19 protein-coding genes, 1 tRNA gene and 1 riboswitch are annotated in these 17,823 nt (G+C 65.3%); of the genes, 11 read left to right on the top strand and 9 right to left on the bottom strand.

Annotation, left to right across the window (positions count from 1 at the left end; genetic code table 11):
* Nucleotides 1-97 precede the first annotated feature (97 nt).
* From selA to BDW41_RS15135, 3 genes are all read left to right on the top strand, one after another.
* The gene (selA, locus tag BDW41_RS15145) at nt 98-1,495 is read left to right on the top strand and encodes an L-seryl-tRNA(Sec) selenium transferase (RefSeq protein ID WP_074549763.1); all 1,398 of its coding nucleotides are present in this window, start codon (nt 98-100) and stop codon (nt 1,493-1,495) included.
* Nucleotides 1,492-3,486, top strand: coding sequence for a selenocysteine-specific translation elongation factor (selB, locus tag BDW41_RS15140; RefSeq protein WP_074549761.1), 1,995 nt, complete (start codon nt 1,492-1,494; stop codon nt 3,484-3,486). Before selA ends, selB begins: the two co-directional genes overlap by 4 nt.
* Nucleotides 3,439-3,535 (top strand) — tRNA-Sec (locus BDW41_RS15135). The genes selB and BDW41_RS15135 overlap by 48 nt, the downstream gene beginning before the upstream one ends.
* 15 nt (nt 3,536-3,550) lie before the next feature.
* On the opposite strand, the gene selD is transcribed toward BDW41_RS15135, so the two are convergent.
* Nucleotides 3,551-4,591 (bottom strand): selenide, water dikinase SelD, encoded by a 1,041-nt coding sequence (gene selD, locus BDW41_RS15130; RefSeq protein ID WP_074549759.1) that lies wholly within the window; start codon nt 4,589-4,591, stop codon nt 3,551-3,553.
* Nucleotides 4,592-4,950: 359 nt separating this feature from the next.
* Here selD and BDW41_RS15125 point away from each other — a divergent pair, with 359 nt between their 5' ends.
* From BDW41_RS15125 to BDW41_RS15115, 3 genes are all read left to right on the top strand, one after another.
* Nucleotides 4,951-5,331: a VOC family protein gene (locus BDW41_RS15125; protein ID WP_074549757.1), complete on the top strand. Its 381-nt coding sequence runs from the start codon at nt 4,951-4,953 to the stop codon at nt 5,329-5,331.
* Nucleotides 5,332-5,412: 81 nt separating this feature from the next.
* Nucleotides 5,413-5,760 carry an FxLYD domain-containing protein gene (locus BDW41_RS15120; protein WP_074549755.1) on the top strand — a complete coding sequence of 116 codons (348 nt, stop codon included), beginning with the start codon at nt 5,413-5,415 and terminating at the stop codon, nt 5,758-5,760.
* Nucleotides 5,761-5,789: 29 nt separating this feature from the next.
* Nucleotides 5,790-6,554, top strand: a complete 765-nt coding sequence (locus BDW41_RS15115; RefSeq protein ID WP_199535352.1) for an HAD-IA family hydrolase — start codon at nt 5,790-5,792, stop codon at nt 6,552-6,554.
* Here the strand turns inward: BDW41_RS15115 and BDW41_RS15110 are convergent.
* From BDW41_RS15110 to motA, 5 genes are all read right to left on the bottom strand, one after another.
* On the bottom strand, nt 6,536-6,817 hold the full coding sequence (locus BDW41_RS15110; protein WP_074549751.1) for a hypothetical protein: 282 nt from the start codon (nt 6,815-6,817) through the stop codon (nt 6,536-6,538). The genes BDW41_RS15115 and BDW41_RS15110 overlap by 19 nt on opposite strands.
* A gap of 44 nt (nt 6,818-6,861) precedes the next feature.
* On the bottom strand, nt 6,862-7,365 hold the full coding sequence (locus BDW41_RS15105; protein ID WP_074549748.1) for a hypothetical protein: 504 nt from the start codon (nt 7,363-7,365) through the stop codon (nt 6,862-6,864).
* A 163-nt stretch (nt 7,366-7,528) separates the two neighbouring features.
* Complete coding sequence (locus BDW41_RS15100; RefSeq protein WP_074550054.1) at nt 7,529-7,876, bottom strand: gamma-glutamylcyclotransferase family protein; 348 nt, start codon at nt 7,874-7,876, stop codon at nt 7,529-7,531.
* A gap of 93 nt (nt 7,877-7,969) precedes the next feature.
* The gene (motB, locus tag BDW41_RS15095) at nt 7,970-8,995 is read right to left on the bottom strand and encodes a flagellar motor protein MotB (RefSeq protein ID WP_074549746.1); all 1,026 of its coding nucleotides are present in this window, start codon (nt 8,993-8,995) and stop codon (nt 7,970-7,972) included.
* Nucleotides 8,992-9,861 carry a flagellar motor stator protein MotA gene (gene motA, locus BDW41_RS15090; protein WP_074549744.1) on the bottom strand — a complete coding sequence of 290 codons (870 nt, stop codon included), beginning with the start codon at nt 9,859-9,861 and terminating at the stop codon, nt 8,992-8,994. Before motA ends, motB begins: the two co-directional genes overlap by 4 nt.
* Nucleotides 9,862-10,340: 479 nt before the next feature.
* On the opposite strand from motA, the gene BDW41_RS23745 reads away from it, so the two are divergent.
* Both BDW41_RS23745 and BDW41_RS15080 read left to right on the top strand, forming a co-directional pair.
* The gene (locus tag BDW41_RS23745) at nt 10,341-10,592 is read left to right on the top strand and encodes a DUF4279 domain-containing protein (protein WP_233496888.1); all 252 of its coding nucleotides are present in this window, start codon (nt 10,341-10,343) and stop codon (nt 10,590-10,592) included.
* A gap of 280 nt (nt 10,593-10,872) precedes the next feature.
* A complete protein-coding gene (locus BDW41_RS15080) occupies nt 10,873-12,453 on the top strand; it encodes a Gfo/Idh/MocA family oxidoreductase (protein ID WP_199535351.1) in 1,581 nt (526 codons plus the stop codon).
* A 21-nt stretch (nt 12,454-12,474) separates the two neighbouring features.
* Here BDW41_RS15080 and BDW41_RS15075 read toward each other — a convergent pair whose 3' ends face one another.
* Both BDW41_RS15075 and BDW41_RS15070 read right to left on the bottom strand, forming a co-directional pair.
* A complete protein-coding gene (locus tag BDW41_RS15075) occupies nt 12,475-13,356 on the bottom strand; it encodes a hypothetical protein (protein WP_074549741.1) in 882 nt (293 codons plus the stop codon).
* Between the two features lie 14 nt (nt 13,357-13,370).
* Nucleotides 13,371-13,446: riboswitch (S-adenosyl-L-homocysteine riboswitch) on the bottom strand.
* Nucleotides 13,447-13,627: 181 nt separating this feature from the next.
* The gene (locus tag BDW41_RS15070) at nt 13,628-14,539 is read right to left on the bottom strand and encodes a LysR family transcriptional regulator (protein ID WP_074549739.1); all 912 of its coding nucleotides are present in this window, start codon (nt 14,537-14,539) and stop codon (nt 13,628-13,630) included.
* Nucleotides 14,540-14,656: 117 nt separating this feature from the next.
* On the opposite strand from BDW41_RS15070, the gene pcaD reads away from it, so the two are divergent.
* The 3 genes from pcaD (at nt 14,657) to BDW41_RS15060 (ending at nt 16,765) form a co-directional block, all read left to right on the top strand.
* Nucleotides 14,657-15,505, top strand: coding sequence for a 3-oxoadipate enol-lactonase (gene pcaD, locus BDW41_RS15065; protein ID WP_074549737.1), 849 nt, complete (start codon nt 14,657-14,659; stop codon nt 15,503-15,505).
* 568 nt (nt 15,506-16,073) lie between these two features.
* On the top strand, nt 16,074-16,388 hold the full coding sequence (locus tag BDW41_RS23060; RefSeq protein WP_146217364.1) for a hypothetical protein: 315 nt from the start codon (nt 16,074-16,076) through the stop codon (nt 16,386-16,388).
* A 149-nt stretch (nt 16,389-16,537) separates the two neighbouring features.
* Nucleotides 16,538-16,765: a helix-turn-helix domain-containing protein gene (locus BDW41_RS15060; RefSeq protein WP_074549735.1), complete on the top strand. Its 228-nt coding sequence runs from the start codon at nt 16,538-16,540 to the stop codon at nt 16,763-16,765.
* Between the two features lie 124 nt (nt 16,766-16,889).
* Here BDW41_RS15060 and BDW41_RS15055 read toward each other — a convergent pair whose 3' ends face one another.
* Nucleotides 16,890-17,633 (bottom strand): 2OG-Fe dioxygenase family protein, encoded by a 744-nt coding sequence (locus BDW41_RS15055; protein ID WP_074549733.1) that lies wholly within the window; start codon nt 17,631-17,633, stop codon nt 16,890-16,892.
* Between the last annotated feature and the right edge of the window lie 190 nt (nt 17,634-17,823).

Genomic DNA, 17,823 nt, shown 5'->3' with positions numbered 1-17,823 from the left:
ATTAAGCCGAAGTCATCGCCGGGCCAATCTTGACCCCCGCGCGCCCGGCAACGCAGCATAGGCCTCCCGTGTGCGGCGATGTCCCAGGACCTGCGTCATGACCGACTCCGAGGTCTCCCTCCTGCGCCAGCTTCCCGCGGTGGCCACGGTGCTGTCCACGGCCGAAGCCGCCGCGCTGCTGGAGCGCCACGGGCGGGTCGCCACCACGGACACCATCCGGCAGGTCATCGACGAAGCGCGTCAGGCCCTGCGCGACACGCCCGCCATGCCCCCGAGCGCGGATGAACTGGCGCAGCGCGCCGGTCAGCGGCTGGATGCGCCCGCCGGCGGCCTGCGTCCCTTGTTCAACCTGACCGGCGTCGTGCTGCACACCAACCTTGGCCGCGCTGTGCTAGCAGAAGCCGCGATTGCGGCGGCGACGGACGCCATGCGCCACGCCGTGGCGCTGGAGTACGACCTGGACGACGGCACGCGCGGCGAGCGCGACGACCATGTACGCGCCTTGCTGCGCGAGCTGACCGGCGCCGAAGACGCCACCGTGGTCAACAACAACGCCGCCGCCGTGTTGCTGTGCCTGAACACGTTTGCGCTGGGACGCGAGGCGGTGGTGTCGCGCGGCGAGCTGATCGAGATCGGCGGCGCCTTCCGCATGCCCGACATCATGGCGCGTGCCGGTGCGCGCATGGTCGAAGTGGGCACGACCAACCGCACGCACGCCGCCGACTATCGCCAGGCGTTCAACCCGCACACCGGCATCGTGCTCAAGGTGCACACCTCCAACTACCGCATCCAGGGCTTCACCGCCGAGGTCGGCGCGCGCGACCTCGCTGCCATCGCGGATGCCGCCGGCGTGCCGCTGTTGAACGACCTGGGCTCCGGTAGCCTGGTCGATCTCTCGCGCCACGGACTGGCGCGCGAACCTACCGTGCGCGACGCGGTGGAAGAGGGCGCGCGCCTGGTCACGTTCTCCGGCGACAAACTGCTCGGCGGCCCGCAGGCAGGTTTCATCGTGGGCGCTCGCGCGCTGATCGAGCAGGTCAACCGCAATCCGCTCAAGCGCGCACTGCGCGTGGACAAGCTGCGGCTTGCCGCCATCGAAGCGACGCTCAAGCTCTACCGCGATCCGGATCGCCTTGCGCAGCGCCTGCCCACGCTGCGTTTTCTTGCACGCGACAAGGCGGATATCGAAGCGCAGGCGCATCGCCTGCAACCCATGGTGGCTGCGCGGCTGGGCGATGCCTTCGCGGTCGAGGTGGGTGAATGCCGCAGCCAGATCGGCTCCGGTGCGCTGCCGCTGGATACGCTCGCCAGTGCCGCGCTGTTCATTCGCGCGCGCGGCAGCCAGAGCGCGCTGGAACAGCTGGCCGCCGCGCTGCGTGCGCTGCCGCGTCCCGTCATCGGACGCATCGCCGACGGCGCCCTGCAACTGGATCTGCGCTGCCTGGACGACGCCGACGAAGCGATGTTCGCCGCCACGCTCGCGCAGCTTCCATGATCGTCGGTACGGCGGGTCATATCGACCACGGCAAGACGTCGCTGGTCAAGGCACTGACCGGCGTCGATGCCGATCGCCTCAAGGAAGAAAAAGCCCGCGGCATCACCATCGACCTCGGCTTTGCCTATCTGCCGCTGGACGACGGCTCCGTGCTCGGCTTTATCGACGTGCCCGGCCATGAACGCTTCGTGCACACCATGGTGGCCGGCGCCAGCGGCATTGATCTCGCCTTGCTGGTGGTGGCCGCCGACGACGGCGTGATGCCGCAAACGCTAGAGCATCTGGCCATTCTCGATCTGCTGGGCGTGCGGCGTGGACTGATCGCGCTCACCAAGGCCGACCTGGCGACGCCCGAGCGGATCGAGCACATCACGGCGCAGATCCGCGAGGCCACCGCGGGCACCGTGCTCGACGGCGCGGACATCCTGCCGGTGTCTTCCAGCACCGACGCCGGCATCGACGCCTTGCGCGACCGGCTCGCCGCCGAGGCGCGTCAGCTGGGGGCGCGCGCCGATGATGGCCGCTTCCGCCTGGCGGTCGATCGCGTATTCACCCTGCCGGGCATCGGCGTGGTGGTGACGGGCACGGTGTTGTCCGGCAGCGTGCAGGTGAAGGATCAGGTCACGCTGAGCCCTTCGGGGCTCGCCGCGCGCGTGCGTTCCCTGCATGCGCAGAACCGCCCGGAGCAACGCGGCCGCGCGGGCGACCGCTGCGCGCTCAACCTGAGCGGCGAGGGTATCGCCAAGGACGCCATCCATCGCGGCGACATGGTGGTCGATCCGTTCCTGCATCTGCCGACGGATCGCATCGACGCGTACATGCATCTGCTGCCCACCGAGCCCAAGCCGATCGGCCAGTGGTTTCCTGCACGCATGCATCATGGTTCGGCCGAGGTCGGTGTTCGCATCGTGCTGCTGCAAGGCGCGTCGCTCGCGCCCGGGCAGGGCGCTGACGTGCAGCTGGTGCTGGATCGGCCCATCGCTGCCGCCGCGCTCGACCGCTTCGTGCTGCGCGATGTGTCCGCGCAACGCACCATCGGTGGCGGCCGGTTTCTGGATTTGCGCCCACCGTCGCGCCAGCGACGCACGGCAGGGCGAACCGCCGTGCGTGCGGCGCTCGCCATCGAGGATGCGCAGAAAGCGCTGGCCGGCCTGCTCGACGCGCCGCCATTCGCTTGGGATCTGCTCGCCTTCGCGCGCGACCGCGCCCTGTCGCAAAACACGCTCGACAACGCCGGGGCCGCGCTGGCGCCGATGGTTTTCGACACGGGCGAGCAGCGCATCGCCCTGAGCGCGGCGCAGTGGCAGGCCTTCGTCGCCAGCCTCACCGGATTCCTGGAGGCTTTTCACGCGGCGCATCCCGACCTGCAGGGTGTGAGCCGGGAAAAGCTGCGGCTGGCGTCGCAACCGCGCCTGCCGTCCGCTGCGTTTGCGCAGGCGCTGCAGCATGCGGACCTTGCAGGCCGCGTGGTTCGCGATGGCGCGTTCGTGCGCCTCGCCAGCCACGCCATGCAGTGGCCGCCCGACCGCGAGGCGCTGTGGCAGCGCATCGCGCCGCTGCTGGGCGGCGACGTCCGCTTTCGCCCGCCACGCGTGCGCGATATCGCCGGCGAGCTGGCGCGTCCGGAGCAGGAAATCCGTCAGCTGATGGCGTTTGCCGCGCGGCTGGGGCAGGTCGATGAAGTCGCGCACGATCATTTCTTCCTGCGCAACACCATGCACGAGATGGTGTTGATCGCCGCGGAAACCGCCGCGCAGGCGCCGGACGGCCGCTTCACCGCCGCGCAGTTCCGCGACCGGCTGGACAACGGCCGGAAGGTGGCGATCCAGATACTGGAATATTTCGACCGGCAGGGCGTGACGCTCAACCGCGGCACCCTGCGCAGGATCCAGCCGGGCTACCTGGACTTGTACGAGCCCGCGCCTGCGGTAACCTCCACGTATGGAAGAGCATCGTCCCCGGTGGGGCGTCCGGACTTCAAATCCGGGTGAGGCAGCCCAGACTGCCTCGGGTGGGTTCGACTCCCATTCTCTTCCGCCACTTTGAGCGGCGCGTCTACACGATATCGATGCCCGGCGCGCCCGCCACGGCGGTGCCGATGATGCGCGCACGCGCATAGCCCGCATCTTCGATCATCGCCAGCAGCGCCTGCGCACGCTCCGCCTTGCAGGCGACCAGCAGGCCGCCCGAGGTCTGCGGGTCGGTCAGCAGCGCACGCTGCCAGTCCGGCAGGCTGGCGGGCAGGGTGACGCCCTCACCGTAGCTGTTCCAGTTGCGATGGGACGCGCCCGTGATGTAGCCCGCCTGCGCCAACGCGGCCGCCTGCGTGAAGAAGGGCAGGCGCGCCTGTTCGATGCGCAACCGCACGCCGCTGGCGCGCGCCATTTCCAGCCCGTGCCCCAGGAGGCCGAAGCCGGTGACGTCGGTGATGGCGTGCACGTCTGCGTCCTTCGCCAGCGCGTGACCGACGCTGTTGAGCTGCGTGGTCGAGGCGATCATCTCCGCATAGGCATCGGGCGGCAGCGCCCGCTTCTTGAAGGCCGCCGAATAGATGCCCACGCCCAGCCCCTTGGTCAGGATGATGGCGTCGCCCACCTGCGCTCCGCCGTTGCGGCGCACGTCGGCCGGCGCGCAAAGACCGATGGCGGCGAGGCCGTAGATCGGTTCGGCCGAGTCGATGGAATGTCCGCCCGCCACGGGAATGCCCGCCTGCGCGCAGGCCGCCTCGCCGCCGGCGAGAATCGCGCGCACCGTCTCCACGTCGATCTTGCCGAGCGGCATGCCGAGTATCGCCAGCGCCATGATCGGCTTGCCGCCCATGGCATAGACATCGGACAGCGCGTTCGCTGCGGCGATGCGCCCGAAGTCGAAGGGATCGTCCACCACCGGCATGAAGAAATCGGTGGTGGCGATGACGCAGGTCCTGTCATCCACCTGCCACACCGCGGCGTCGTCGCTGGCTTCCGTGCCCACCAGCAACTGCGCGAACGGCGCGGCCGCCGGCTTGTCGGCCAGCAACTGCTGCAGCACGGAAGGTGCGAGCTTGCAGCCACAACCGCCGCCATGGGCGAGGTCGGTCAAGCGGACAGAGGTCATGCGGGATCCTCCGGAAGCGCCGATGGCGCGGTCACGTTGATCGCAGCATAGCGAAGGACGGGAAGAACTGAAGCACTTCGTGTTTCCATGGCTGTTTAGTGCCATAACACTTCACAACAGCGCTGCGTGAATCTCCCTCACCGTCATCCCCGCGCAGGCGGGGATCCAGTGCCTTTGAGGCACTTGGTTAAGAGCGAAAGACGCTGGATGACCAGCCATTCGGCTGTTGATAAAGCGCCTCCCGCCTGCGCGGGGATGACGGTGAGGTTTCCCCGCAACGCCTGGACACTGCCACCGCCACGAACAAAGGCGTACCTTCGCCCGAAGCGCGCCGCGCGCCCCTCACGAAGGAAACCACCATGCATCACTCCCGCCTCTGCGCCTTGCTCATCGACTGCAACGTGCCCGATATCGACGAAGCCGCACACTTCTGGGCGCAGGCCCTGGGGCGGCCCGTGGACAGCGAGCACCCCGGCACGCGCGGCAACTACCGCATGCTGGCCACACCGGACGGCGAGCCCATCGTCCAACTGCAGCGGGTGGAGCACGAAAGCCGCGTTCACCTGGACATAGAAGCCGACGACATCCCCGCCGAAGTCGCCCGGCTGGAAAAGCTGGGCGCGCAGGTAGTGAAACGCCTGGAGCGCTGGGTGGTGATGCAGGCGCCCTCCGGCCATCGGTTCTGCGTGGTGCGGGTGCAGCGCCCGGGGTTCCCCACGAACGCCCATCGCTGGGAGTGACGGGCGTGGCATACGGAGGGCCAGGACACGGCTAAGCTATGCAGTCCTTTTCCTACGCTCCATTTCGTCTTGAAGTACACGATGAATCTCCGTTCGACCGTGCAGGTGCTGTTGTTGGGTTTGGGTCTGGCGTGCTCCGCCGCATGGGCCGGCACGCCCGCAAAAGGCAGCGTCAGGGTGGGCTCGTACCGCGTCGAGCGCGACGTGACGCCCGGCCGCAACAAGGTGGTGGGCACGCTCACCAATGTCGGCCACAAGCCCGTGCACACGGCCAAAGTCAGCTTCCGACTGTTCGATGCCAAGGGCCGCGCCATCGGCAGCGCCACCGACCAGGTGCACGACCTCAAGCCGGGCCAGACCTGGAAGTTCCACGCGCGTGCCCGCGGCAACGTCAGCCGGGCGAGGCTGCTGCACGTCGAGGCGCGCTAAAGCCCACCATCCGCCCAGCCGTAGCCCGGATGGAGCGCAGCGGAATCCGGGAGTGCGCCACGCCCGAATTCACCGGACACGCCGACAAGAGCATCCCGGATTCCGCTGCGCTCCATCCGGGCTACGGTATGTTTCACGATGAATGTATGCAGGAAGCAGGGATGATCAGGACGATTTTCTTCGACTACGACGGCGTGCTCACCACCGACAAGAGCGGTTCGCAGACCACGTTTCGATACTTGAGCGATGTCAGTGGCATCGCGATACCCGCGCTTCAGGCCGCGTTTCACCCTCATATCGGTGCCCTGATGACGGGCAAGGCGACACATGCGGATATCTGGCCCGCCGTGTGCGCAGCCTTGGGTACGCCACTGGATATCGGCCTGCTGTTCGAAGCCTTCGAAAGCACGCCCGTCAACGCGGGCATGGTTTCACTGGCCCGTGCGTTGCGGGCTCACCACGCACTGGGAATCATCACGGACAACGCGGGCGATCGCATGCAGCATCTGCGCGCTCATCAAGGCCTGGACGCCTTGTTCGATCCCATCGTTGTCTCGGCCGATGTGGGCAGCAGCAAGCAGGGCGCCGATATTTTCCTGCATGCCATGTCGCGCGCTCACGTGTCCGCCGACGAATGCATCTTCATCGACAACAGCGAAGCCAATGTGGCAATAGCGCGTGCGCTCGGCATGCATGCCATCTTCCATGACGACGAGAAGAACGATCTCGATGCGCTGGAACACGCGCTTGCCCGGCTGGGTGCGCGTGTCGATGGTCAGCGGCTGCGGCGCTGAGTTTCCTGGAACGCGTCCAGCCAGTCGGGGCGTTCCGTTTCCTCCCCGGCGGTGTTCTCCCACAGCGGTTGCTCGGAGAGCAGCACCTCGCCATCGGCGGAAAGGAACAGGCCTTCATAGCCATAGTCGATGTACTGCACGAGATAACTGGCAGCCTGGCCTTCGTGGGTGATCGGTTCGTCCAGATACCAGATGGAGCGGCCCGCTTCGTCGCCGGCCGGGCGCTCGATGTGTATTTCGCGCTTGAGTAGAACAAAGCCCATGGTGCCTCCGCTCAGGCGGGTTGGCCGTTGGTTGACGCGAACCGTCAGCGGCTCCAGGGGTGCCCGCAGCAAGGGCAGGCCACCGCGGGTTCGTCGGTCGCGAGGTCGCCTAGCAGCACCGCCACGTGGGCGCGGCAGGCGTCGCAATGGCCGCCCGCAGGCATATAGGCGCTGAGCCGTCCACGCGTTGCGTGTGTGCGGAGCGACGCACGGGCGTGGTCGTGGCGCACGGCATCGGCATATCCATCCTCGAAGCGCTCTGCCGCAGCGCTCAGGCCGCTGAGCAGGGTGGCTGCCAATCGGCCGCCGTCGACGGGATCGGTGATCGCCCATTGGCGGCCCAGTTGCTCGGCCTCGTCCAGCCGATCGCCCTCGAACGAGAGCGCCCCGGCATCGGACGCTGGCGACAATGCCTGCGCAACACAGTCGTCGCGCAGCACCATCATGCGCGCGAGCAGATCCAGGCGGTCGATCTTGGGTGTGCGGAGTTCGGCGGCCGGCGCCACGGTGGCGCCAGGGCTCCGCTGTGTCCAGCGAGCGGCATGCATAGCTTTTCCCCTGTCATGCTCGTGATGAGCACGGACGACGCGTTCGCGCCGCCCTTGGAAAGCAGTCTAGGTAGCTCGCGTGCGGCCTGATGCCCGGATTCGGCCGGGGAATATGCAGAATCGGCAACAAGCCGCCTTCGATGCCTTACGCGAGAGTGAAGGCTCAGGCCTGCACGTATGCCCAGGCTTGGCGCCCGGAGCGCAGCCGCACGGCAACGCGCTTGTAGTCGGCCACTTCATAACCGTCCGCCGCGGCCAGTTCGTCCGGCGTGATGCGAAACACCTTGCCGGCAACTTCGTCATGCGCGTCGTCGCTTGGAACCACGATGGGGTGGAACTTCTGCCCGCTCTTGCGCAGTACGTCGGGGTCGGTGATTTCCACCAGCAGCTGGCGGTAGCCCTGCATGGCGTCGTCCTCGCCGTCGAGCAGGCGGCCGAAGGATTCCAGCTGCACACGCTCGAGCTGCAGCGTGCCGTAGGAAAAAAGCAGCACCGATGGTTCGTCAGACATGCGGATCACCCAAGGCAAGGCGCCGACCATCGGCCTGTGGCGCGTGAGTTCGCATTCTAGGTCAGCACCGCATCCATCGCCGAGGGCGTCGCTTCAAGGGGAGTTCGGGCGCGCGGCCTCGGGTGCAGGTTCCTCGGCCGGCGCGATGGCGCTCACGGCGACGGCGGCCGGCGTGGCCGCCACAATGTGCGCCACCGCGGGCAATGGCGCGGCGGCGGTGGAGTTATCCGCAGGGTCCGCTTCCTGCGTTATCGAGGCGGCTTCCGCCTGTTTGTTCATCACGATGATGCTGATGCGCCGGTTGACCGGATCGCCCGGCTTGCTGCGGTCGAACGGCACCGAAGCGGCCAGGCCCACCACGCGCGCAATCTTGTCTTCGGCCAGGCCGCCGGAAAGCAGGGCGCGGCGTGCCGCGTTGGCGCGGTCGGCCGACAGCTCCCAATTGCCGTACTGGTGATCGCTGCTGTACGGCGCGTCGTCCGTGTGGCCCGAGAGGCTGATGCGGTTGGGCACGCGATTGATGAACCCGGCCAGCTCCTGCAGGATCGCCGTGGTGTATGGCCGCAGCTGCGCGCGGCCCAGGTCGAACATGGGGCGGTTCTGCTTGTCCACGATCTGGATGCGCAGGCCTTCGGGCGTGATGTCCAGCAACAGCTGATCCTTGAACGGCGCCAGCGCCTGGCTGCTCTGGATCGCCGCCTGCAGTTGCTGCATCAACTCTTCCAGCCGCGCGCGCTCCTGCTTGCGCGCTTCCTTCTCGATGTCCTTCGGATCGACACGGGCCGCCGCGGCGCCCTTCGTGTCGCGACCCGGGCCGTGCGGCATGTCCATCGCGCCGCCCATCTTGATCATGCTGTTGCTCGCGCCGCCGGGTCCCATCGCGCCTGGCGGCGCCATGGTGGCCGTACCCGGCGACATGCTGGGGTTCTTGAAATATTCGGAGATGGCCGCGCGCTGCTGGCGCGTGCCCGCGCCGATCAGCCACATGACGAGGAAGAAAGCCATCATCGCGGTGACGAAGTCCGCATACGCCACCTTCCAGGCACCGCCGTGGTGGCCGTGCCTCCTGGGCCTGACGCGGCGAATGATGATGGGCGGAAGGTCGCCTTGCTCGCTCACGTCGCCGCCTTCGCGCGCGGCGCCTTCAGGTGTTCTTCCAGATCCTGAAAGCGCGGGCGCGAATGCGAGGCCAGCGCCTTGCGCGCGAATTCCACCGACACCTTGGGGTTGTAGCCGCGCAGGCTGGCGAGCAGGGCGATCTTCACGCACTCGAACGCCTTGCCTTCTTCCTGCACGCGATTTTCCATGGCGGCGCCCAGCGGGCCGATAAAGCCATAGCAAAGCAGGATGCCGAGAAAGGTGCCGACCAGCGCGCCGGCGATATGCATGCCGATACGCGAGGTGTCGCCGTCCAGCTGCGACATGGTCGTGACAATGCCAAGCACCGCCGCCACGATGCCGAAGCCGGGCAGGGCGTCGGCCATCTTCGTCACCGCCAGCGCCGGCGCGAGCGCCTCGTGGTGATGCGTTTCCAGTTCCACATCCAGCAACTGCTCCAGCTCGTGCGGATTCATGCTGCCGCCCACCATCAGACGCAGACAGTCCGTGGTGAACTCGATCAAGTGATGCTCGCGAAGCAGGCGTGGATACGCGGAAAACAGCGAGCTCGATTGCGGATCCTCGATGTGTTCTTCCACGCCGAGCAGGCCTTCCTTGCGGATCACGCCGAACAGGTCATAGAGCATGGAGAGCAGGTCGACGTAATCCTGCTTCTTGTACTTGGGCCCTTTCAGCAGGCCCACGGCATCGGCCAGCGCCGCCTTCACCACCTTCGGCGGATTTGCCGACAGAAACGCCCCCAGTGCGCCGCCCGCGATGATCAGCAACTCGTACGGCTGCCACAAGGCGAGAATCTGCCCGTGCGACAGCACAAAGCCGCCCAGCACGCACGCCACGACCACCGCCGCACCCACAAGAACCAACATAGCCGCTCCGGAATTCGGAGCCGACGACTCCGCGCTTCCGTTTTATCGGCGCGGGTGGGGGGAAGTTGAGAAAGCGTTTTCGGGTTTGGTGGGGGGACAGAGCGGTTGGCTGGTCCGCTGTCCTTGTTGGGTTGGCGCGGATCTTCGGTCGCTTGCGCCAGGCTGGCGGGCGCCATGTCATGATGGAGCGGGGGGGCAGCAACGCCGTCGCTCGCGCAGTTTTCAATGTGCTGCTGCGATCGGCTGAATCCGCAACCCATGGCAGACATGGCAGATGTCCAATGGGACTAGCTACTGAAGACTGGGAGAGGGTATGGGGCCATTCGGATATTCACAAGCGACTCTCCGCATCTTTGGTGACTCTCTCGTTCCCGAAGATGTCTCTCGGTTGCTCGGCTGCGAAGCAATCGCTTCTGAGCGCAAGGGCGAGCGGATCGTCGGTCAGGCCGACCGGGACGGTGCGCATCGCACGTACTGGCATGTGGCGCCTGCAAGTTCAGCGCGCCGAGCCCGAGGATTTGGCAGGGCAGATCGATGAGCTTCTTGGAGTGCTGACGGATGACATGGCTGCCTGGGCGGCTGTCAGGGAGACGTGCCGAATCAACCTATTCGTCGGGTTATTCATGAATTCCAGCAATAACGGAGTCTCCCTGTCGCCTGCCCATCTGCTCGCTTTGGGCGAAAGAGGCATTGAACTCGGCCTGGACGTTTACGATCACTCAGAAGACTAAGCGTGTAACAGGGAAGATCAGCTTCCGATTCTAGGCGGACCCATGTGCAGGGCGATTCGGTCAAGTCATTTACGGTGAAGCTACTTCCCATCTGTTGCACTCGCTGTCCTTACGGCTGCTGGCGGCTTTCCGCTGCAGATAGCGAAGACCTGCCCAATGGAGTCCTCCGCGCCAATCGATGCTCGCGACGTGCGACGCGGCCCGCCTTGATCCCCTGATCACATTGCAGCCAGAATGCTTCGCTTCGGATACCGATAGCCAGCCGAGGGTTGCAACGCCCATGATGGACGAATCGAAAGTCGCGAAAGAAACGAAGAGCCACGGCGCCGGAGAAACCTCCGCAGATGTCGGGGCGAGCGGGAAGATCTCACGCCGCGAATTCCTCGCGGGCACGGCTATCGCAGCAACCGGACTGATGATCGTGCCCCGTCACGTTCTGGGCGGGCCTGGCCATACGCCACCCAGCGATCGTTTGAACATAGCCGGCATCGGCGTGGGCGGCATGGGCATGCACAACATGCGGGCCCTGGCCGGCGAGAACATCGTCGCGTTGTGCGACGTGGATTGGGGCTATACGGACAAGTCCTTTCAGGGGATGGTCGATGGCCTCGGAAAAGCGCAGGCACGCCTGGACAAGGCCCAGACCGCGAAAGAACGGCAGAGACTGCAGGACGAGATCGAGCAGACCAAGCTGCTTTCCGGCAAGTTCAACTCCAAGCGTTATACCGACTACCGCCGGATGCTCGAACAGCAGAAGGACATCGACGCGGTAGTCATCGCAACACCGGACCACCTGCATGCAGTGATGGCCAGCGCGGCGATGAGTCATGGCAAGCACGTGTATCTGCAGAAGCCGCTCACGTGGTCCATCTACGAAGCTCGCGAGCTGTCCAGAAAGGCTAAGGACAATCCCAAGCTCGTCACGCAGATGGGCAACCAGGGGCATTCGAGCGACGATGCCCGGTTGATCAACGAGTACATCGCGGCGGGAGCGATTGGCGACGTGCGCGAGGTTCACGTCTGGACGAACCGTCCGCTCGCTTACTGGCCGCAGGGCATTCCACGTCCGCAAGCCAGGCCGCGACCGGACGACGCGAACTGGAACGAGGGTGCCGTGATGGATCGGCTCGCCAATGCCATGGTCGGCAATTATCCGAAGCCGGAAGGGCTGGCATGGGATCTCTTCCTTGGCCCCGGCCCCGTCGTCGACTACCACCCGGTGTATCACCCGTTCAACTGGCGCGGCTGGGTGGATTGGGGCGTAGGCGCCATTGGCGATATGGGCGCGCACCTGATCGATTCCCCGTTCTGGTCACTGGACCTGGGCTTCCCGACCTCCGTGGAAACCGTGTCGACGCCATTCAACGGTGCGTCGTACCCCATGGCGACCATGACGTACTACGACTTCCCCGCACGCGGCAGCAAACCACCGGTGAAGCTCACCTGGTATGACGGCGCCTTGCTGCCCCCGGGTCTGCAAGCGTTGGGGGCGGGGGAGATGAGCAAGGACGGTGGTGTCCTCTACGTTGGCGATAAGGGCAAGCTGATCCACGAAACCTACGGCAAGAACCCGCGCCTGTTGCCTCAATCCCTGCACGATTCGGTGGGCACGCCTCCCCAGGCCTTTGCGCGCATCAAGACCTCGCACGAGATGAACTGGGTCGATGCCTGCAAAGGGAAAGCGGAAGCGTCATCGCCATTCTCGTATGCCGCACGGCTGACGGAAGTGATGCTGCTGGGCATCGTATCCCTTCGCGCTGGTGGCAGGATCGAGTACGACGCGGAGAACATGCGCATCACCAATATGCCGGAGGCCAACGCGTTTCTGCGGCGCGAGTATCGCGAGGGGTGGGTTCTCTAGCAACGACAACAGCGCAGGCACTCAAGACCCTGGACGTGCCAATCGCCTTTGCAAGTTACGCGCAAAGCGCTCTGCCGCTTCCGGCGTGCTGCCGAGGTGAAGGAAGGGTTCGATCAGTTCCAGCTCCATCAACAGGAATCTTCCTTCGGACATCACGCCGTCGACGCGCGCGTAGGCCACATCGGCGTGGCCGAGTTCGGCGGTGGCTGAGAGCGCGCGTTGAGCGCTTGCGATAAGCGCGGCGTCGGGTTCGAAGCGCTCGGCGGTGCCTCCGAATTCGGACTGCACGCGGTAGTCCCCGGATGCAGGCCGCTTTATCACGGCGTGGCTGTATTCGCCGTCGAAGAACATCAGGGACAATTCGCCATCGCTGACGATTTCCCGCACGAATGGCTGAATCAAATACTCAAATTCCTTTGGCAACTGCTTTACTGCCTGGTCAAAGGTCGGATCACCGGCGATTCCGCGCGCCGTATGCCAGGCGGTGCCGCTGATCGTCGGCTTGATGACGACCTCGCGGCCTGGCGCTTCGACCAACACCTGTTGCACCTCCGTTCCCCGTGCGATGGATGTGGGAATGATGGGGACGTCCCGCGCAGCGAGTTCGGGGAGGTAGCGCTTGTTGCTGTTCCATCGCAATACCGCTTTGGGGTTGATCGTCGGAACAGGGAGCCTCTCCAGCCAATCGGCGAAGGCGGCGTAGTGCTTGAAATAGTCCCAGGTCGAGCGCATCAGCACGGCGTCGTAACGTGACCAGTCGACGCTGGGGTCGTTCCAGACGCAGGCAACGGGCTCGATGCCAAGGCGCCGCAGTGAAGCCGCCAGATGGGCGTCATCCGGATGGATATCCGGAATCATCGAGGACGTAGCGAGGGCAAGGCGGTGAGTGATCGAACCGGGCATGGCAAAACCTCCATCAATGGAGGGCGCCCTTGTCTGATAGATCGAAACCGAGCGTGGCGGATCGAGTCCATCGCAGCACCCCTCGGTTACGACTGCGCATAGCCTGCTTGCGCGATGGTTAGGCATCGATGTGACGATGCGTGCGTAGTCTCGCCAACCTGGCGGCGCCTCGTCAATGCTTCTTTTCAAGAGTGAAGCGACATTGGCCTCGATGTGATGCGAGGCAGGGCCGGCGTGTCCACATCGGCCCTGAAGTTGGCGAGATTGCCCGCTACGGCGCCGGCGACGTTCGCCATTGCGCCGCCTGTTCCTGGATGAGTTGCCATAGCTGGTTCGCCACCGGCCCGTGCGGGCGGTCATGACGGCGGGCCGCCACCAGGTCTTCCACGCTGCCCGTCAGGTACTTGCCTGTGAGCGATATCAGGCGGCCATCGCGCAGTTCCTGTTCGACCAGGAAGCGGGGCAGGTGTCCCCAGGCCATGCCGCACAGGATCACTTCCTTCTTCATGAGCTGGTCCGCGACCGTGCATTGCGGCGCGCCATCCACCACGAAGTAGTCGCGCGATTCCGAGCTTTGCGCCGTATCGCGCATGATGCATTGCGTGAGCTCGCGCAATTGCTCGCGCCGTATCGAGCGAGTGACGCGAAACGGCAGGAATCCCGGCGCCGCTACCGGGATGAACTGCACCGGGCACAGGTCCAGCCATTCGATGCGTGCATCGTGCTTGTCGACGTGGTGGAAGATCAGATCGGCTTCGTCGTTGAACAGGCGCTCCCACGGGCCCGTGACGGCTTCAAAGTGGAGATGCAGTCGCGTGCTCGGGTGCTGCGCGAAAAAGCCGCTCAGCAAGCGCAGCGTTTGCGGCACCGGACACATGTCGCCGATCACCACGCGCAGCTCGCTTTCCTTGCCCATGGCCAGTTGCGCCGTGTGGGCGTGCAGGCTTTCCAGTTCGCGCAAAAGCGCTTGCGCGCGGCGATGGAACGACTGGCCCGCGGGCGTGAGTTGCACGCGGTAGCCACCGCGCTCCAACAGCATGAAACCCAACTGCCGTTCGAGCTTGGCGACGGCGGCGAAGACGGCAGGGTGCGTGCGGTTCATGACCTGGGCTGCGGCTTGAAAGCCGCCTGCCTTGACCACGGCGTCGAAGCATTGAAGGTCGTGGAGGGTGAAAGGGCTCATGTCCAAAATACTTACGTAGTTGGTAGAAACTTTGTAATTTTTTGATGGGCGGGCGGCGCCTAGCATCTCTCCTCGAACCGGGCATCAGCCCGGCCCAAACCCAAGGAGCAGAGCGCCATGAGCGACACAAACTTCATCACCACCGGCGACGGCTGCCGCCTGGCCTATCGCCTGGACGGCGACGCCAACAAGCCCGTGCTCGTCCTGTCCAACTCCATTGGCACGACGATGCATATGTGGGATGGACAGATCGCCGCGCTGATCCCGCACTTCCGCGTGCTGCGCTACGACGGTCGCGGACACGGCAAGTCGGATGCGCCCGCAGGGGCCTATTCAATGGACCGGCTGGGCCGCGACGTCATCGAGTTGCTCGATGCGCTAGGTATTGAGCGCGCGCATTTCCTCGGCCTGTCGCTTGGCGGCTTCGTGGGCCAATGGCTCGGCATCCATGCGCCCGAGCGCGTCGACAAACTGATCCTGAGCAATACGTCTGCCCAACTGGGACCCGCCAGCGAGTTCGACGCACGCATTGCCGCCTTGCATACGTCGCCCGACATGGCCGCCGTGGCGGAGGCGTTCCTCGCCAACTGGTTTCCCGCTTCCATGCTCGAATCAAGGCAACCGGCGGTCGAGCCGTTCCGCGACATGCTGCTTTCCACCACTCCCCAGGGCCTGGCAGGCAACTACGCGGCAGTGCGCGACAGCGACATGCGTAGAACCATCGCCCTCATCAACCGCCCCACGCTGGTGATCGCGGGAATAAACGATACCGTCACCCTGGCAAGCCACGGCGAGTACATCGCATCGACCGTGCCGGGCGCGCGCCTGGTGATGATGCAGGCTGTGCACCTGCCCAATGTGGAACACCCGGACCTGTACGCGCACACTGTGCTGGATTTCCTGCTCGAAGGCGAGGCTGCAGCCCGGCTTGCGAATACGAGATCAGATTTGGAAAAAGTAGGCTGAAAAGAGGGCGGCTTCGACCCGTGGCGGACTTCGTCGAGCATGGTAATTTGCAACCAGATCGAGGCGGGCGCCGTCGGAGGGCTGGTGAAGGTATTCGCGGGGTGCTCCCGGATTTCATCCGGGCTACGTGAGCTAGTAGCCCGGATGGAGCGCAGCGGAATCCGGGGATGCGGCAGCGCCAACGCGTGGATTCTGGCGAAGGTGATCGCGGGTTGATCCCGGATTTCATCCGGGCTACGTGAACTAGTAGCCCGGATGGAGCGCAGCGGAATCCGGGAATGCCGGAGCGCCGGCGCATGGACTCTGATAAAGGTGTTCGCTAGGTGACCCCGGATTCCATCCGGGCTACGCGGACGTGGCGTAGGCGTTCGCCGTGGGCTTGTCGAGCCCTCGCCCGACGTGCCTGTTTTGGGCGGCAGGCGTACTCTGTTTATGTCACCCGCGCCGTCTGTCTTGTCTTCTTCGGGGCTGCGCGGGTGACCACGGCAGTGATGCCGTGTGTCGCGAGTCGCCGGTGTTTGCACCACCGACGACCCGCTAACCATAGCCAACTTAGCGAGAGTTGATCATGGCTAACCGCGATCATAAGGCAGGGCCACGTCCGTCTTCACCCTCCGACGGCAGCCAAACGCCTTCACCGCACGACCCGAACGGGTTTGTTTCGCCACCTTCGTATGACCCGCACACCACCGCACTCGCGGTGCTCACGTATTTGCGTGATCGCCTGGAGCAACGAGAATGGGCGGTGATTCCGTGGGGCTTGCCGGGCGAGCCCATCGTCGGGTCGCTGACGCGTGAAGTGTCGGCGGCGCTCGATATTGCCGTGCACAGCGTCGAGCTGTCCGCCGGCACGCCATCCCCTCGGCGTGCCGTAACCGCTTAAACCCGTCCGTTGATCGTTCCCGTGGCGCATCGGTTCACGGGTCGATGTGCCACACCTCGGGGCGATCACGGGCGGGGCTAAGGCATCCCTTACATGCAACGACGCGAACCCCGCGTCGGCGTTTCCCTGTGCCTGACAGGAAATCCACCATGACAGTCAAATCGAACATTCAGCTGAGCGCTTCAGCGCGCGTTCGCTCGCCCGGCGACGTGCTGCGCGACGACTACATGCAGCCCGCCGCCATGACCACGGCGGAACTCGCCCGCCGCACCGGCCTGCCGTTGAGCCGGGTGCGACGCATCATCCATGGCGAACCCATCGACACCGAATGCGCCACGCGTTTCGCCGCCGTATTCCGCACCAGCGTGCTGTACTGAATGGTGTTGCAGGTGGAGTTCGATATGGCACGCGAACGGCGCAACCGCGAGCGCGGCGGCATGGGTGTGCTGTAGACGTGACGCGTTGCGTGCAACTTGCCGCTGTGGAGCGGCAAGGCATCCCTCATTCCGATGGCGATGCCGCCTTGAACGTCACCACCAGCACATCGCGGAAGGCGGGTTGATCCGCGTCGAGCGGGCTTACCGGCGTTACGCCGTGGTAGACGCTATGGTCGTAGACCAGCGCGGCATCCAGCGGATGCGTCAGCGTGAAGTCGCCAAGCAGTTTGCCGTCGGGCGTGTGGATGGTAGTGGTGCCGCTGGCGATGTTCTGGCGATTGACGAGCAGCACCAGCACGTAATCCACGCCATCGCGATGGCTGCCTTCGGGCGTCGGTTCGCCCGCGGCATTGGCGGTGGCCTCGATGCGGAATTGATGCACCTCGATATGCCAGCGGCGCGTGGCGGGCGCGGTCTGGCCGAACAGGTGGTGACAGAAGCGAAGGATGGTGCGCAGCGTGTCGCCGTGGGCAATGGGCGCGGCAATGGGCTCGAACCAGCGCTCGATATCGCCCTGCAAGGCGTTGTACTGCAGGCTCTGGAAGTGGGCCTGATGCGGCTCGGGCAGCACTGGGCCATCGGCAGTGGCGGAAAACGTGCCGTGGCGACGGCGGCGGAAGCGGCCTTTCGCGGCCAGGTAAGGGTCGGGCCCCAGGTGGTTCCAGCTCTCCGCGAAGTCCGTCCAGTCCGTCAGCTCGCCCAGCGAGGTGAGCAGGGGGCGCATCTGTTCGCCTTCCACAAAGGCGTATCCCGGCGACGTCAGTTGCGCGGACAGCGTTGAAACGGGCAAATCGGCAGGCTTGTGCATGGGCCTCATTTTAGGCGCTCGCGGTGATCGATGCCGCACGTTGCGCCTGGAAGCCTGCGCGCAGGTTTCGTCGCCGTCGCGCATGTGCATTGAAGTGACCTGCCCCCGGGCTTAGGGCCAAAACCTATTTCGTAGAGTCCAAGGTTGCGAGCTTATCGCTCGGTGATGGGTTGGCAAGGGTTCCTTGATC

Origin of the sequence: Dyella sp. AtDHG13, from assembly GCF_003201105.1 — a bacterium.
In the GTDB taxonomy this organism is placed as follows: Bacteria; Pseudomonadota; Gammaproteobacteria; order Xanthomonadales; family Rhodanobacteraceae; genus Dyella; species Dyella jiangningensis_B.
This window is presented reverse-complemented; position numbering and strand designations above follow the sequence as displayed.

What these genes read in the sequence shown, in the direction of transcription:
- selA (WP_074549763.1), top strand. Translation starts at nt 98, where the DNA reads ATGACCGACTCCGAGGTCTCCCTCCTGCGCCAGCTTCCCGCGGTGGCC.
- selB (WP_074549761.1), top strand. Translation starts at nt 1,492, where the DNA reads ATGATCGTCGGTACGGCGGGTCATATCGACCACGGCAAGACGTCGCTG.
- selD (WP_074549759.1), bottom strand. Translation starts at nt 4,591, where the DNA reads ATGACCTCTGTCCGCTTGACCGACCTCGCCCATGGCGGCGGTTGTGGC.
- BDW41_RS15125 (WP_074549757.1), top strand. Translation starts at nt 4,951, where the DNA reads ATGCATCACTCCCGCCTCTGCGCCTTGCTCATCGACTGCAACGTGCCC.
- BDW41_RS15120 (WP_074549755.1), top strand. Translation starts at nt 5,413, where the DNA reads ATGAATCTCCGTTCGACCGTGCAGGTGCTGTTGTTGGGTTTGGGTCTG.
- BDW41_RS15115 (WP_199535352.1), top strand. Translation starts at nt 5,790, where the DNA reads ATGGAGCGCAGCGGAATCCGGGAGTGCGCCACGCCCGAATTCACCGGA.
- BDW41_RS15110 (WP_074549751.1), bottom strand. Translation starts at nt 6,817, where the DNA reads ATGGGCTTTGTTCTACTCAAGCGCGAAATACACATCGAGCGCCCGGCC.
- BDW41_RS15105 (WP_074549748.1), bottom strand. Translation starts at nt 7,365, where the DNA reads ATGCATGCCGCTCGCTGGACACAGCGGAGCCCTGGCGCCACCGTGGCG.
- BDW41_RS15100 (WP_074550054.1), bottom strand. Translation starts at nt 7,876, where the DNA reads ATGTCTGACGAACCATCGGTGCTGCTTTTTTCCTACGGCACGCTGCAG.
- motA (WP_074549744.1), bottom strand. Translation starts at nt 9,861, where the DNA reads ATGTTGGTTCTTGTGGGTGCGGCGGTGGTCGTGGCGTGCGTGCTGGGC.
- BDW41_RS23745 (WP_233496888.1), top strand. Translation starts at nt 10,341, where the DNA reads ATGTGGCGCCTGCAAGTTCAGCGCGCCGAGCCCGAGGATTTGGCAGGG.
- BDW41_RS15080 (WP_199535351.1), top strand. Translation starts at nt 10,873, where the DNA reads ATGATGGACGAATCGAAAGTCGCGAAAGAAACGAAGAGCCACGGCGCC.
- BDW41_RS15075 (WP_074549741.1), bottom strand. Translation starts at nt 13,356, where the DNA reads ATGCCCGGTTCGATCACTCACCGCCTTGCCCTCGCTACGTCCTCGATG.
- BDW41_RS15070 (WP_074549739.1), bottom strand. Translation starts at nt 14,539, where the DNA reads ATGAGCCCTTTCACCCTCCACGACCTTCAATGCTTCGACGCCGTGGTC.
- pcaD (WP_074549737.1), top strand. Translation starts at nt 14,657, where the DNA reads ATGAGCGACACAAACTTCATCACCACCGGCGACGGCTGCCGCCTGGCC.
- BDW41_RS23060 (WP_146217364.1), top strand. Translation starts at nt 16,074, where the DNA reads ATGGCTAACCGCGATCATAAGGCAGGGCCACGTCCGTCTTCACCCTCC.
- BDW41_RS15060 (WP_074549735.1), top strand. Translation starts at nt 16,538, where the DNA reads ATGACAGTCAAATCGAACATTCAGCTGAGCGCTTCAGCGCGCGTTCGC.
- BDW41_RS15055 (WP_074549733.1), bottom strand. Translation starts at nt 17,633, where the DNA reads ATGCACAAGCCTGCCGATTTGCCCGTTTCAACGCTGTCCGCGCAACTG.